This window comes from Zobellia sp. B3R18 (genome assembly GCF_018860715.1).
Classification (GTDB): Bacteria; Bacteroidota; Bacteroidia; order Flavobacteriales; family Flavobacteriaceae; genus Zobellia; species Zobellia russellii.
The window spans coordinates 105604-121305 of record NZ_JAHKQG010000010.1 but is presented as its reverse complement, the minus strand read 5'-3'; the positions used below and the strand labels follow the sequence as shown (position 1 = coordinate 121305).

Genomic DNA, 15702 nt, shown 5'->3' with positions numbered 1-15702 from the left:
ATTTATCGTTTTAAATGATTTGATGAATTACTTAAAAGACGATACTGTCATGAGATTGTTACGAAGGAACAGCGTTTTTAACACATTCTTATCATTCTAAACAGCCATACACGCTGTTGCAATAGCATGTTACTTCATGGTCAGCTCTCAAAATTAATATGCCTACTCATGTTCTCTTCTACAGAAATAAAGGATTCTATACCCCTAATACCTTCAATAGTAAGTATTGCCTCTTGATATAGCCTCCTGTAATGTAGACTATCCTTGGCATGTACCTTTATAAAGATGTCATACTTACCGGTACTATGATGGATTTTAACCACCTCTTGAATTTTAGCCAATTCTTCTATTACTATCTTATATAAGAAGCTTTCACGCAGATATATCCCCAGAAAAACAGTCATCTTATACCCCATTTTACTGTAGTCTAGACTTAGGGTAGCTCCTTTAATAACTCCCATATTCTTCATTTTACGTGTACGCATATGTACCGTTCCAGGAGAGATTCCTGCACGCTTTGCAACTTCCGTATAGGGCATCTGTGCATCATTAGATAATAACGTTAATATTTTATGGTCTACTGAATCAAGTTTGTCTCTCATTTGTAGTATTTTTCTTGGTTATTTACTACCCGAATTTTTGGGTCACCTCTTGATAATCAGCTTACAATCATCACAAAATGTTCAATTTAATTTACCATTTAGAGGATTTTAGTAAAAATAGTTTAATGATTTCAAAAAATCAGTTATAATTCACTAATTAAACCTGTTTTTTTATGGATATAATTAAAAATTGACCGCTTCAAATTTTTAATGCCATAAAAATGGTTTTATAACGCAATATTTACATATCGTTAGATTTTTAAAATCTAAAAATTCCAATTCTGTCATATTGATCAATTTTTCATTAAAAATTACCATATCGGTAGATTAAACACTCTTAACTACCTAAAACACAGTGTTTTCAAAGGGTGTCGTATTTTTTTTAATCAAAAAGTCACACTAATATTGTGGTGTCGTTAGGTCACAAACAATGACAACCGACACGTTAAGTATCCGGAACTTTTCTTTTATCGCATTTGACCACCGTCCCCCGATTGGATAAGGTGTGGTTGGGCAAATGAACAATGTTTAGTATCAACCAAAACCTTGTACTTATGAAGAAAGCTCTAATACTATCACTCTTATTTTTAAACTGTATGATCTCATACGGACAAGAGACGACTATTACCGGTACGGTAGTAGATGAAGAAGGAGTCGTGCTACCAGGCACCGACATTATTATTAAAGGCACAACAAAAGGAACACTTACTGATTTTGATGGAAATTATACGATAGACGCTCCGGCAGATGCTATCCTTATATTCTCATCCTTAGGATACGGAACTAAAGAAGTACCCGTAGGCGGTCAAGCAACCGTAAACGTAACCTTGGCCATGGCAGCGGAACAACTGCTAGAAACTATAGTAATTGGTTCTAGGGGTCAACCCAGAACTAAATTGAACACTCCGGTTCCGGTAGATGTTATTAATATTAAAGAAGAAGCTATTAATATGCCGCAACAAGATCTTTCACAAATGTTGGCTGCTTCGGCGCCGTCATTCACCGCTTATACCAGTGGTGGTGGAGATCTATCCTCATTCGTTAGCCCACCAAGCCTTAGGGGTTTGGCACCTAACCAAATGTTGGTTTTAGTAAATGGTAAAAGAAGGCACACCTCGGCAATTTTAGCGGCATCACAAACAGGCACACCATCTAATGCCGTAGATATGAAATTTATACCTTCTATAGGTATCGATCATATTGAAATACTTCGTGATGGTGCTTCTGCACAATATGGTTCTGACGCTATTGCAGGGGTAATTAACGTAGTAACAAAAAAGGGAACCGGTGAATTTACCGGAACCCTTACCGTTGGTGGTTACCCAAACAAGTCGCCTGACTTTAGTGATTCTGACTTGACAGATGGCGAGAAAGCCTTAAACAGATCATCCGGGGATTGGGATGGTTTCAATTTTCAATTTGATGGTAATTACGGAATTGGATTCGAAAACGGCGGTTACTTTAATGTTTCTGCATTGATCAGCCAATCTGAACGAACTATTAGACCAACCGTACTAGAAATAGACAGAGCGCCACTATACAGCGATGGTTACCTGAACAACCAAACCACAGATGTAAACGGAAGACCGGTTATAACCAACCCAGAACTGGTTGCCGCACAAGCAAGTGGAAACACCGCAGCAATGAGCACGTTAACAACAGTAGAAGGGCTCATGGCAGCAAGAGATATCGAACAAGTAGATGTAGCAACGTATTCAGGACTCCCGGCCAAGACACTTATGGGCTTTGGCTTTAATCTTGAAAATCCGTTGAGTGAAACCACGGATTTTTATGCTTTTGGGGATTTCGGTTACCAGTACTCAGATGCTTATAGCTGTTTCTATAGAAGAGCTGCACAAGCGGACAGAACTAGTTTTGACCTATACCCGAACGGATTTAGACCTCAGATTTATACAGACCAATACAATCTTTCTTTGTCCACGGGAATTACCGGAGAGCTTGGTGATTTTGATTTTGACCTGAGTAATACCTTTGGTTACAACTCCGCTAAATATGGTATGTTCAATACTTGGAACGCAAGTATCGGAACCAGTTCACCAACAGAAATGTACTTAGGTACGCACAGCTTTGCCCAAAACACATTAAATCTTGATTTCACTAACTTTTATGATGATATTCTATCTGGACTTAACGTAGCCTTTGGTGGCGAATTAAGAGTTGAAAACTATGCAATCGTTGCCGGCCAAGAAGAAAGCTGGACAGCAGGAACTGCAGGAGTAGTTACCGCTACGGAAGACAACCAAGCCTTGGTTGGTCCTGATGGCTTTCCTTTAGAAGACCTTAACGGCACTCCTATTGTAGACGATTCCGGGAATCCGGTTGTGCTACCATACGCAGGGGTAAGCCAAGAATTGGTTAAAAATTATGCGTTAAACTGCCAGTGTTTCAGGGGTTTTGCACCTGAAAACGAAAGCAACTCTTACCGTTCGGTAATGGCGGCTTATGTAGATATGGAATTGGACGTTACTGAAGCTTTCTTAGTTTCCGGAGCACTGCGATTAGAAAACTACTCAGATTTTGGTAACGTATTGACCGGTAAGGTAGCCGCACGATATTCTATTGGCGATAATTTTGCATTGAGAGGCTCTTTCAGCAGTGGCTTTAGAGCTCCTTCATTACAAGAATTGAACTACTCTCACAGTTATACTTTTTTCGTAGGCCTAGAGCCATTTGACGGTACGTTATATCCTAATAGTAGTTCTGCTGCAAGAGCATTGGGCATAGGTCAACTACAAGAAGAGCGTTCTAGAAACTACAGCTTAGGATTCACTACCAAAATTGGAAAATTGAATTTAACTGTTGATGCCTATAAAATTGACATATTCGATAGAATCTTTGAAACAGGTGAATTTGATGCAGGCCAAGCTCCTGTACTTTCTCCAATCATCGGTAGTGGTTTAGCTAGTTTTAGAATTAACGGTGGTGACATCAGTACTAAAGGTGTTGAAGCCGTACTGAACTACAACAAGAATATTGGTGCAGGTAAGTTGGGAGTTACACTTTCAGGAACTTTCAGAGAGAACAAATTTGAAAATGTAAATATTCCTGACCTAAACACAAATCTTACCGATACCGAATTGGCTGACAACTATGTAAACAGAGGACTTATCGGTCAGTTTGAAACGGGTACACCAAGTAGCAAGATTATCGGAACATTAAACTACTCTATTGGTAAGTTCTCAGCCATGTTAAGAGGTACAAGATTTGGTTCTGTTCAAACTAGGGATAGCAGAGAACGTACGCTTCTTGATGGTAGTGTAGGTTACGCCGATCAATATTTCACACCTGAGTTCACTACGGACATGGGTGTTACCTACAACTTTTCAGATAAAATCAGTTTCACCATAGGAGGTAACAACATCTTTAATGAATACCCAGAAATAGTAAGGTATGAATTAAGAACCTTCAACTTGTATTCTAACTATCAGCAAGGATCATCGGGATCTTACTACTTCGGTAGATTGACATTTACACTATAGAAAAGAATATCCGGTAAAACTTAAAAAAGATAATTATGATAAAGTATATAAAAAACATTTTAGTAGTAATGGTGGTCGCTACAGGTCTTATCTCTTGCGAACAAGAAAGACTTGACCCCGTACTTACCGCAGCTGACGGTGGCGGTACACTTAACCAGTACATGGCATACACCATAGCATCTACAGACCCAGCAGGATCAAATGTAAATGGAAGAATTGTTTTCTGGAAAGACAACCTTGATCGCACTTTAGTACAGGTTGCACTATACAATACTGTAGAAGGACTATCGCACCCTGCCTTAATTATGGATGGCATGGTAGGTACCGGAACCACTACAATGATTGCACTAGATGATGTTTCCGGAGATAGCGGTGAATTTATGACGAACAAATTCTTCGTTATTACTGACACCAGTTTTTATGATTCTATCCCTGATATGGATTCACACATTAACATCTACTTAAGTGACACTGATGATACCATTGTTGCTTCCGGAGATTTAGGCGCCAACGCCTTACCAGTAGAAACGAATTAGACTTTTTAACTTAAATACAAACAGCATTATGAACACTTTAGACAGAAGAGCTTGGTTAAAACGAGGAATGTTGACCGCAGCAGGAGCAATGGTAATTCCGCACGTAACTTTTGGAAAATCAAATACCAAAGGACTACATATTAACGCAAAAGGGCAGACACTTTATAGTCCGTTTTTCAAAGAATATAACGCCAATGTATTTCCAGACACAATGGAGCTTTTGGCCAAGTTAAACGCAAATGAGAACCCATACGGGCCGTCTCCTAAAGCTATCGAAGCCTTTAAGAACGCGGCACCAATGGGAAATAGATATGCGTGGAAAGAACTTTTTGACCTAATGGAAAAAATTGCCGTTGAAGAAAAAGTTACTGCCAAGAACATTATGATGGGCCCGGGTTCTTCTGATCTATTGGAAAAAACTGCTATGGTATTATTTGCCGATGGCGGAAATATTGTTTCTGCTGATCCATCCTACATGTCTCTTATTAAAGTTGCCGAAGCCACGGGTGCCACTTGGAAGCCTGTTCCATTAAAGGAAGACTGGTCTCATGACCTTGCCGCTATGGAAGCAGCTATTGATGCGGATACCAAATTGGTATACATCTGTAACCCCAACAACCCAACAGGTAGTATGACCGATCATGCGGAATTGGTAGATTTCTGCTCCCGCGTATCGGACAAGGTTACGGTTTTCATAGATGAGGCCTATTTAGGGTTCTTGGACGATGCAGCCAAAAAGAGTATGGTTTCCCTTATTAACGAGGGCAAAGACGTTATTATAGCCCGTACTTTCTCTAAAATTCATGGAATGGCAGGCCTTAGAATAGGTTACATTGTGGCGCAAGAGGCTACATTGGATAAAATCCAAAAAATAACCCGTGGAGGAATGGGCATCTCCTACCCTACCATTTTTGCGGCATCCGTTAGTATGGACGATGTAGCGTTCCAAAACAAGTCAAGAAAACTAAATGCTGAATGTAGAGAATATGTCTACTCTGTTCTGGATAAAATGGGATACAGCTACGTACCATCCTCTACAAGTTTTATTCTTTTTCCAATTGAAATGGAAGGCAAAGAATTCTTGGAAAAAATGACCGCGCAACGTGTTGGCGTGCGTGCTTTTGACATTATGGACAAAAACTGGTGTCGTGTAAGTATGGGTACTATGGAAGAAATGGAAATTTTTGGTGCCGCTTTACAAAAAGTCCTCGCATAATTGCTATGAAATACCCCCGAGAGTCGGTTCAATCATCAATTGCCTTGATATTACCAGATATCGGCTCTCTTTGGGTTTTTCAATCCTTTCTACCTACTCATTAATTCTTAAACTACACCCTATGAATTTCGCCCTTCAAAACACGTTAGAACTATTGCTCATTATTGGTTTAGGGCTACTATTACAAAAAAAAGTAGCTAAGCAAGACCTAAAAGGTGTTAAGGTTATCATTCTTAGTGTTGCCTTGCCAGCTGTAATATTTGTAGCTCTACTCAAAATAAAACTAGATAGTTCCTTACTAATTTTCCCCTTACTTGCTTTGGCATTTAACCTTGTTATGCTATTGGCAACCAAATATTTCCTGAACTCAACCATATCAAAAGAAGAAAACTCAAAAAAACGAACCATAATGATGCTGATGCCTTCTTTGGCACCAGGTCTATCCTGTTTTCCTTTTATTGCTATCTATTTAGGCGATGATTCTTTAGCTCTTGCCGCTTTGGCCGATGTAGGAAACAAAATATTTGTTCTTATACTACTATACATGTTGGCTACTCATTGGTATCACAAAAGAGCATTACAAGACTTAAAACCGTCCACTTCCAGTAAGCTTAAAGGTTTAGGACTGGCTCTAATTAAAGAGCCTATAAATATGGTCATAATTGCCGGCCTTTTGTTATTGTCATTTGGTTTTAATTTAGACTCATTGCCCACTTTTATAAAAGACACCGCTTTAAGCATTAAGGTAATAATGACACCGCTTATACTTTTGTTCATAGGTATGGCCGTACGTATTAAATCCGGAGAATTTGGACTTATCCTTTCGCTTTTAACACGCAGAGCAGGCATTACGTTCTGTTTATCCGCTATATTCATTTTGCTGTTTCCGGCGCTATCTACCCCGTTAATTCTTTTATTGGTAGTATTCCCGCAAAGCTCATGTAGCTTCTGGCCGTTTGCCCATATGAGCGCTATTAGTTCTATGGAAGAAGAGAACAAACAAACAAAGCCAACCTTTGATATTAATTTTGCCGTAAACATCTTGGCGTTATCCCTACCTTTTTCTACCATTTTATGTATTGGTATATTCTCTTTTAGCGATTTTTTTATCAACCCGGCGGTTTTACTTTTATTAGGTTTTGGGATGATTGTTGTATCTTTCATTCCATATGTAATTGAAAAAATAAAAAAAAGCAAAGCATCGGAACTATCAGGTCAGTTTAACACCTACGCGGGTATAGACACCCACTCACAGACCTCGGAAAAAAACTAGATTAAAAGAACCCAATATTTTAATTTATATAAAGAAAAGAGCATGACAATCGGTATTCCCAAAGAAGTTAAAAACAATGAAAATCGTGTAGGGATGACTCCTGCAGGAGTCTACGAACTCACCAAACATGGGCATATTGTTTATGTACAATCTACCGCTGGCGAGGGCAGCGGTTTTTTTGATTACGATTATAAAAAAGCCGGAGCCCTTATTTTAGATACTATTGGACAAGTTTATGGCATTAGTGAAATGATCGTAAAAGTCAAAGAACCCATGCCCGAGGAATACGATTTGGTACAACCTGATCAGATTATTTTCACCTATTTTCATTTCGCTTCCAGCGAATCTCTAACCAAAGCAATGATAGAAAGCAAAGCTATATGCATTGCTTACGAAACGGTTGAGGACGAAGATGGCACCCTGCCATTGTTAACGCCCATGTCTGAGGTTGCAGGAAGAATGGCCATACAACAGGGAGCTAAATATTTAGAAAAACCCGCAAAAGGCAGAGGGGTTCTTCTAGGGGGTGTTCCCGGTGTTGCCCCAGGAAAAGTTTTAGTTTTAGGAGCTGGTGTTGTTGGTGTACAAGCAGCTAAGATGGCTGCCGGGCTTGGAGCTCAAGTAACCATCTTGGACATTAACATGAAACGGCTTAGACACATAAATGATGTGATGCCCCCACATGTTATTACTGAGTTTTCCAATGAATTCAATATCCGTAAACACATAAAGACCCACGACCTAATTGTTGGCGGGGTTCTTTTGAAAGGTGCAAAAGCACCCAATCTTATAACTAGGGATATGCTTAAAGAAATGCGTCCGGGAACCGTTATTGTTGATGTTGCCGTGGATCAAGGCGGTTGTGTGGAAACTACAAGACCCACCACTCACGAAGACCCAATCTATATTATAGATGATGTGGTACATTATTCCGTGGCGAATATGCCGGGAGCTGTGCCTTACACTTCTACTGTAGCCTTAACAAACGTTACTTTGCCCTATGTGCTGAAGCTCGCCAATTTAGGCTGGGCAAATGCAACAGATACCGATGCCTCGTTAAGAAAAGGACTGAATATCATTAATGGTGAAATTGTGTATGACGAAATAATGCAAGCATTTTAACCTACCAATAATCATAAAAAAAGGTCTCCAATGGAGACCTTTTTTCAATTATAAAATGATTGACTTTTATCGCTTAGCTACTTCAATTGGAATGCGATAAACAATACCCTTTTCAAAAGTTCCTTTTGATAATTTCTCAAAGTCAATAGCACTTTTCAAAAAATCTTTTAAGGCTTCATTCTCCGTTTCTATAGAAAGGATTCTTAGGTAATTCCCTTCATCAACAGCTACTCTAACTTCTGCTTTAGAGCCTCTAATATCATTAGGAATAACGTTTGTTCCTAACATCTCATAAATTTGTGAAGTAAGAACTTTTAATGCTTTTGGTTCGTGTACTTCAACTTCGGGTGTGTTGGCCAGAACATAACCTATGTTAAATACCATCATCACCATTAATGCATAAATTGATTTTTTCATGGCGTTTGTTGTTTTGTTTTGCTAATTCAGATAACTAATTCACATTAAAGATATTACAAAATAGAGCCCGTATACTGACTATTTACTAAAATTTAACACTAGAAAACAGTAATGTCATAAAACGAGTAAAAAATCTAACGATACCTCAGCTTTTTACTCGACCTGAGTAAAACACAAATTGTAAAATGTTTAATTATGCGTATAAAAAAAGGGATGAACCATGTGGTTCATCCCTTTCAAAATTTATAAAAAGATAGTTTTAGCTTAAAACTTCTTTTACTTTATCAGCAGCTTCTTGGAACTGTACAGCAGAATGTACCGCCAAACCGGAATTATCTATAATTTCCTTAGCAATTTCTGCATTGGTACCTTGTAATCTAACAATAATTGGAACCTTAATAGCATCTCCCATATTCTTGTAAGCCTCTACAATACCGTTTGCAACACGGTCACAACGTACGATACCGCCAAAGATATTCACCAAAATAGCTTTAACACCTTCGTCTTTTAAGATAATACGGAAAGCTTCTTCTACCCTTTTAGCATCTGCTGTACCACCAACATCTAAAAAGTTAGCTGGTTCACCACCGGCCATTTTAATCAAATCCATCGTGGCCATTGCCAATCCGGCTCCGTTTACCATACAGCCCACATTTCCATCTAAATCAACATAATTTAGACCCAATGCACCAGCTTCAACTTCAATTGCGTTCTCTTCACGTAAATCACGCATTTCTGCATATTGCTTTCTACGGTAAAGCGCATTATCATCAATAGATACCTTAGCATCTACCGCCATTATCTTGTCATCCGATGTTTTCAACACTGGGTTGATTTCAAACATACTGGAATCACTCTCTACGTAAGCCTTGTACAAAGAAGCAACAAATTTGGTCATTTCTTTAAAAGCAGTTCCTGACAACCCTAGGTTAAAAGCAATTTTTCTAGCTTGAAACGGTAAAAGACCTGTAGCAGGATCAATTTCTTCAGTAAAAATAAGATGTGGAGTGCTTTCGGCAACCTCCTCAATGTCCATTCCACCTTCGGTAGAATACATGATCATATTTCTTCCTGTACCTCTGTTCAAAAGAACTGACATATAGAATTCACTAGTTTCACTATCGCCTGGGTAGTATACATCTTCGGCAACTAAAACCTGGTGAACTTTTTTACCCGCCGCAGAAGTCTGTGGGGTAATCAGGTTCATTCCTATAATGTTTCCTGCAATTTCTTCTACTTCTTTAAGGTTTTTGGCCAATTTTACACCTCCACCTTTACCACGGCCACCTGCATGTACCTGGGCTTTTATAACGTGCCAACCTGTTCCGGTCTCGGCAGTTAATTGTTTTGCAGCCTCTACGGCTTCCTTTGAATTATGGGCCACGATACCGCGCTGAATGCGCACACCGAAACTGGCCAAAATCTCTTTTCCTTGGTACTCGTGAAGATTCATATATTAAGGTATATTTAGATTCGAAAGCAAAAATAGGAAACGTAGAGGATTTAGACTAATGAAATATAGAGTTAGTTGCGCAGATATATCCTAAGCCTTAAAAACTCTTACCCATAACTGGTTCATTCACCTAAATCACGTTCCTTTTTTTACTTCATAAGTTTTACAATGGTCTAGGAGAACAGAATTACAAATTAAAATCCTTAAAGTCTAAGGGGTCAAAGTTTTTAAAGTTGCCGTTCATTTCTATTGTCTTTTTGGTACGATTCACTTCGCTCAACATTGATATGGTTGAAATTAAATGCGACTTCATAAATAACAAACGATCACGCTCACTTGGCATTTGCAATAATTGGTACTCTTGATCAAACGAAAGCCCCATTTTATGTACCAATACATAACTATTAAACTTCTCTAACGGCAACGGGGTATAGGGCACGGCCATAAGCTCGTACAGTTCGTGAATCTTATCTAGTACCTCCTTTTTTAAGGATTTATCCGCATCTCTTACGCTATCAATAAATTTTATGGTTCCGCCTGCATAAAGCTTGCCATCCATTTGGTTTTTGAAACTTAGGATACGAAAAACTTGGCGTGCTACGCAGGTTACATCCATAGCTCCGTCTTCGTAAGTATTTACAATTTCTACCAATTGAACTTCTGTTCCATAAGTCATACTATCATTAATGTAAACAGGAATACCAAAGGTAACCGCCTCATTTCTACAATCTTTGATCAATTGCTTGTAGCGGTCCTCAAAAATATGTAGCGGTACGGTTTCGCCCGGAAAAAATATAGATTGCAGTGGTAATAACGCCAATTTCATAGTGTAATATTTGCTCTAAAAATACGACCGAAATTACGAACCGCAAATTTAAATTACACAGACCCATGTTTCAAAAATAACAATTTGTTGTATTTTTTATATTTGTAACGGTTTTTTTGCCCATATAAGATTAACGGGTTAAATTTGCTTTAAATACCGAAGATATGAATAATGCCGATTTGCTAAATATAGCAAAAACATATGGAGACCCCGTTTACGTTTACGATTCGGAAAAAATAATTTCTCAGTTTGAAAGACTTACAAATGCCTTTAGCAGTGTAAAGAAGTTGAAACTTAATTACGCCGCCAAAGCTTTATCCAATATAGCTATCTTAAAACTAATGAACAGTTTGGGAAGTGGCCTGGATACGGTTTCCATACAAGAGGTTCAATTAGGCCTTCTGGCAGGATTCAAACCAGAATCTATCATTTTCACACCTAACGGTGTTTCTTTGGAAGAAATAGAGGAAGCATCAAAATTGGGGGTTCGCATTAATATAGACAACCTTTCTATTTTAGAGCAATTTGGCAGCAAGCACCCAGATGTTCCCGTTTGTATTCGCATCAACCCACATGTTATGGCTGGTGGAAATGCGAATATATCCGTAGGTCATATTGATTCCAAATTTGGTATCAGCATTCATCAAATTCCACATTTGTTACGCATTGTTAATGTTACCAACATGAACATTAACGGTATACACATGCATACCGGAAGTGATATTTTGGATATTGATGTTTTCCTTTATGCATCAGAAATACTTTTTGAAACCGCTAAAAACTTTAAAAACCTTGATTTTATAGATTTTGGTAGTGGTTTTAAAGTACCTTATAAAGATGGTGATATTGAAACCAACGTTGAAGAGCTTGGCAAAAAACTAGGTTCCCGCTTTAACGAGTTCTGCAAAGAATACGGCAAACAACTTACATTGGCTTTTGAACCTGGGAAATTCTTGGTTAGTGAAGCCGGTAACTTCCTTGCTAAAGTAAATGTAGTAAAACAAACTACTTCAACGGTATTTGCTAGTATTGATTCTGGTTTTAACCATTTAATTAGACCCATGCTTTATGGGGCTACACATCGCATCCTTAATATATCCAACCCAGAAGGTAGGGAACGTTACTATTCTGTGGTAGGCTATATTTGTGAGACCGATACTTTTGCCAGTAACAAGCGAATAAACGAAATAAGTGAAGGTGATATTCTTTGCTTTAAAAATGCAGGGGCATATTGCTTTACCATGGCCAGTAATTACAACTCTAGGTTTAGACCTGCAGAAGTACTTTGGCATGAAGGCAAAGCTATTTTAATTAGGGAGCGAGAAACTTTTGATGACCTGATCAAACATCAAATAGATGTTAAAAATCTCTTTGCCACCAAGAAGGAAAAGGCCTTAGCAAAATAAACTTGTTGGATTTTCGTTAGTTTTGGTACATTAGTTGGACTAATACCGCAAAAATCAGAATGAAAATACGCACCACATACGCCTTAAAATTTGTCCTGTTTGCCTTTATAGGGCTAACTATCACAACCATGAACGCCCAAGATGTAAAATGGTTGAGCTGGAACGAAGCGGCAGAATTAGTTGCAACGGAAAAAAATCCTAAGAAAATTTTTATAGATGTCTATACAGATTGGTGTGGATGGTGTAAAAAGATGGACAAGGATACCTTTCAAAATTCTGAGGTTGCCGCCTACATGGCCGATAATTTCTATATGGTGAAGTTAGATGGTGAAGGTAAGGAACCCATTGAATTTAAAGGAAAAACCTATAAGTTTATCCCCTCCGGAAGAAAAGGATATCATGAATTTGCCGCAGCCCTTATGCAAGGCAGGTTAAGTTACCCAACCACTATCTTTCTAGACGAAGAAATGAACATGCTTTCTCCTGTACCGGGCTATCAAAAACCAGAGCCTTTCTTGAATATTGCCAGATACTTTGGCGATAATATTTACAAGGACCAAGACTGGAAGACTTATGCCGGTGAAAGCAAATAAACAAAAGAGCTACATATAACATTTTAAAACCCTGATATTGTAAAATAATATCAGGGTTTTTTATTCTCTAAAAGTTAGATTAGTTAAACCTCTTGTATTCGTTTTTACTTTTAAGTACTTTCATTTCATCAAAGTAAATACTCCCCGTTCAAAAGTTCATGAAAGCACTCTATATTACATTAGTTACAGCCTTAATTTTCTCATCCTGTAAAGACCGTACCAACACAGCTCTTCAGTTAGAAGATGGGGTTTCTTTAGAGTTGGCAACTTACAGGAAAAACCAAGTTTCCAACGTCAATTATCAACTTAATTTTAAAATTCCGGAAGCGAAAACCCAGCCTATTCCGGCCCAACTGGTTTTAACTTTTCAAATTTCTGACGTAGATACCCCACTGTATCTTGATTTTAAAGAACAAACTTCCCATTTAAAATCTATTGACGTTAACTCTAAAACCACAGTCATTGTTCACGAACATGAACACATTAAAATAGACTCCAAGTACCTAAAAACCGGGAAGAACATAATAGAGATAGATTTCATTGCAGGGGAATCTTCTTTAAACCGAAATGATGATTATCTCTACACCCTTTTAGTTCCGGACCGTGCCCGAACGCTCTTTCCATGTTTTGACCAGCCTAACTTAAAGGCTACCTATTCTCTGGAAATTACGGCGCCAAAAGATTGGACTGTACTATGCGGAGCTCCAGAAATAAGTAAAGAGGATAATAACGGGGTTACCACTCGTCATTTTGGCCAAACGGACCTAATGAGCACTTATCTATTCTCTTTTGTAGCCGGTAAATTCAATCTTACGCATCAAAATCCAAATGGTTTTGACATGACTATGTTGTACCGGGAAACGGATAAAAAGAAGGTTGCCTATAGCACTGATACCATTTTTAACTTTCACCAACAATCCATAGCTTTTTTCGAGGATTACACCCAATACAAATTCCCTTTTCAGAAGCTGGATTTTGCTACCATTCCGGGGTTCCAGTATGGCGGCATGGAGCACGTGGGTGCAATACAATATAAAGAAAGTGCCCTCTTTTTAGATGAAACTTCTACTGAGAACCAAAAATTAAGAAGGTTAAAACTTATAGCCCATGAAACCAGCCATATGTGGTTTGGAGATTTGGTAACCATGGATTGGTTCAATGATGTTTGGATGAAGGAAGTCTTTGCCAATTTCATAGCGGATAAAATTGCCAACCCGGCTTTTCCAGATATAAACCACGACCTTTCTTTTATGACCACGCACTACCCAAGAGCGTATGGTGAGGATAGAACCAAGGGCTCCAACCCTATTCGCCAAGAATTAAACAACCTCAACAATGCAGGCTCGCTTTACGGAAGTATCATTTACAGCAAAGCTCCGATAATGATGCGCCAGTTAGAAACCATTTTAGGAAAAGAAACCTTTCAAAAGGGTATTCAAGAATACATAAAAACCTACAGTAACGGCAATGCCACCTGGAACGACCTTATACAGATACTGGCAAAAAACACTGAAGTAGATGTTGAAAAATGGAGTGAAACTTGGGTAAATGCTGCCGGGCGTCCTTTATTTCACGACCAAATAGTATATGATTCTAACCAAAACATAGCCTCTTTTGAAATAAGCCAGACCGCAGAAGACGACAGTTACCACATATGGCCCCAGACTTTTGATTTAACCTTGGTATACCAAGATAGCTTAGTAAACATTCCCGTTCAAATGACAGGGAGCAGCATTACCCTTCCTGAAGCGATTGGCAAACCCAAACCTTTATCCATCCTGTACAATTCCAATGGTATGGGCTATGGCGTTTTTCCGCTGCACGAATCAGAAACGGAAAACCTGCCCAAAATTACGGATGATGTGGCACGAGGATATCTGTTCATCAACATCTATGAAAATTTCCTAAGAGGGAATATTACACCAAAGGAGGCACTCCAATTCTATCGCAAGCACTTGGTCCATGAAAATAATGAACTTGTAGCCAATTTACTTTCGGGCTATATAACCCATATTTTCTGGACATTTTTATCCGCTGATGAAAGAACAGAGCATCAACCTATACTAGCCGAGCAACTTTGGTCCCAATTGCAATCGGACCTACCTTCCAATCTAAAGAAAACCTTGTTTTCAACTTTTCGTTCCATTGCCTACTTGGAGGAATCACGTACACAATTGTATCAAGTTTGGCATAAGGATATTACGCTGCCAAATTTAAAATTGAATACGGATGATTATACCACTATGGCAGAAAGCCTAGTTCTTTTTCATCACCCAGATTCGGAAAATATAGTATTGGAAGCCAAGAAAGCTATAGACAACCCTGATAAATTGGCGGAATTTAACTTTCTCCTCCCTTCTTTATCTAATGATGAAACGGTTAGAAATGAATTCTTCAACGCTCTTCTAAACGAAAAAAACCGACAGAAAGAATCGTGGGTCTTAGATGCCTTAAGCCATCTAAATCATCCGCTTCGCGAAAAACAAAGCCTAAAAAACCTGAGAGCAAGTCTTGATATACTGGATGAAATTCAAAAAACCGGAGATATATTCTTTCCAAAAGGATGGCTGAACAATACCATCAGGAAACATACATCCGCTGAAGCATATACCATATTGGAGAATTTCCTAACTGAAAATCCCGATTTAAAACCAACACTCAAAAACAAATTAATGCAAGCTGCGGATGACCTTTATCGGGTACATACCTTAAAAAACAAAGGCCAAAATAATTAATTTTGGCCTTTGTTTTTAATTGA

The 15702-nt window shown here is 38.5% G+C and carries 12 protein-coding genes; 8 read left to right on the top strand and 4 right to left on the bottom strand.

Translation table 11 applies throughout. The features are described from left to right. Positions 1–140: 140 nt before the first annotated feature. Positions 141–602, bottom strand: coding sequence for an Lrp/AsnC family transcriptional regulator (locus KO513_RS05865; RefSeq protein ID WP_215441538.1), 462 nt, complete (start codon positions 600–602; stop codon positions 141–143). A 554-nt stretch (positions 603–1156) separates the two neighbouring features. Here KO513_RS05865 and KO513_RS05860 point away from each other — a divergent pair. From KO513_RS05860 to ald, 5 genes are all read left to right on the top strand, one after another. Beyond that, positions 1157–4102 carry a TonB-dependent receptor gene (locus tag KO513_RS05860; RefSeq protein ID WP_215912658.1) on the top strand — a complete coding sequence of 982 codons (2946 nt, stop codon included), beginning with the start codon at positions 1157–1159 and terminating at the stop codon, positions 4100–4102. Positions 4103–4137: 35 nt separating this feature from the next. Beyond that, entirely contained in the window at positions 4138–4638 is a 501-nt protein-coding gene (locus KO513_RS05855) for a hypothetical protein (protein WP_215912657.1), read from the top strand. A 28-nt stretch (positions 4639–4666) separates the two neighbouring features. Further along, on the top strand, positions 4667–5854 hold the full coding sequence (locus tag KO513_RS05850; RefSeq protein WP_215912656.1) for a pyridoxal phosphate-dependent aminotransferase: 1188 nt from the start codon (positions 4667–4669) through the stop codon (positions 5852–5854). A gap of 121 nt (positions 5855–5975) precedes the next feature. Then, entirely contained in the window at positions 5976–7127 is a 1152-nt protein-coding gene (locus tag KO513_RS05845) for a permease (protein WP_215912655.1), read from the top strand. 42 nt (positions 7128–7169) lie between these two features. Beyond that, complete coding sequence (gene ald, locus KO513_RS05840) at positions 7170–8249, top strand: alanine dehydrogenase (protein WP_215441528.1); 1080 nt, start codon at positions 7170–7172, stop codon at positions 8247–8249. Positions 8250–8315: 66 nt separating this feature from the next. Here ald and KO513_RS05835 read toward each other — a convergent pair whose 3' ends face one another. From KO513_RS05835 to KO513_RS05825, 3 genes are all read right to left on the bottom strand, one after another. Then, positions 8316–8666 carry a hypothetical protein gene (locus tag KO513_RS05835; RefSeq protein ID WP_215441526.1) on the bottom strand — a complete coding sequence of 117 codons (351 nt, stop codon included), beginning with the start codon at positions 8664–8666 and terminating at the stop codon, positions 8316–8318. Positions 8667–8925: 259 nt separating this feature from the next. Beyond that, a complete protein-coding gene (gene sucC / locus KO513_RS05830) occupies positions 8926–10119 on the bottom strand; it encodes an ADP-forming succinate--CoA ligase subunit beta (RefSeq protein ID WP_215441524.1) in 1194 nt (397 codons plus the stop codon). A gap of 187 nt (positions 10120–10306) precedes the next feature. Then, positions 10307–10945, bottom strand: coding sequence for an LON peptidase substrate-binding domain-containing protein (locus KO513_RS05825; protein ID WP_215441522.1), 639 nt, complete (start codon positions 10943–10945; stop codon positions 10307–10309). Between the two features lie 164 nt (positions 10946–11109). On the opposite strand from KO513_RS05825, the gene lysA reads away from it, so the two are divergent. From lysA to KO513_RS05810, 3 genes are all read left to right on the top strand, one after another. Next, on the top strand, positions 11110–12351 hold the full coding sequence (lysA, locus tag KO513_RS05820) for a diaminopimelate decarboxylase (RefSeq protein ID WP_215441520.1): 1242 nt from the start codon (positions 11110–11112) through the stop codon (positions 12349–12351). 59 nt (positions 12352–12410) lie between these two features. Next, positions 12411–12944 carry a thioredoxin family protein gene (locus tag KO513_RS05815; protein ID WP_215912654.1) on the top strand — a complete coding sequence of 178 codons (534 nt, stop codon included), beginning with the start codon at positions 12411–12413 and terminating at the stop codon, positions 12942–12944. Between the two features lie 158 nt (positions 12945–13102). Beyond that, positions 13103–15679 (top strand): M1 family metallopeptidase, encoded by a 2577-nt coding sequence (locus tag KO513_RS05810; protein WP_215912653.1) that lies wholly within the window; start codon positions 13103–13105, stop codon positions 15677–15679. Positions 15680–15702 lie beyond the last annotated feature (23 nt).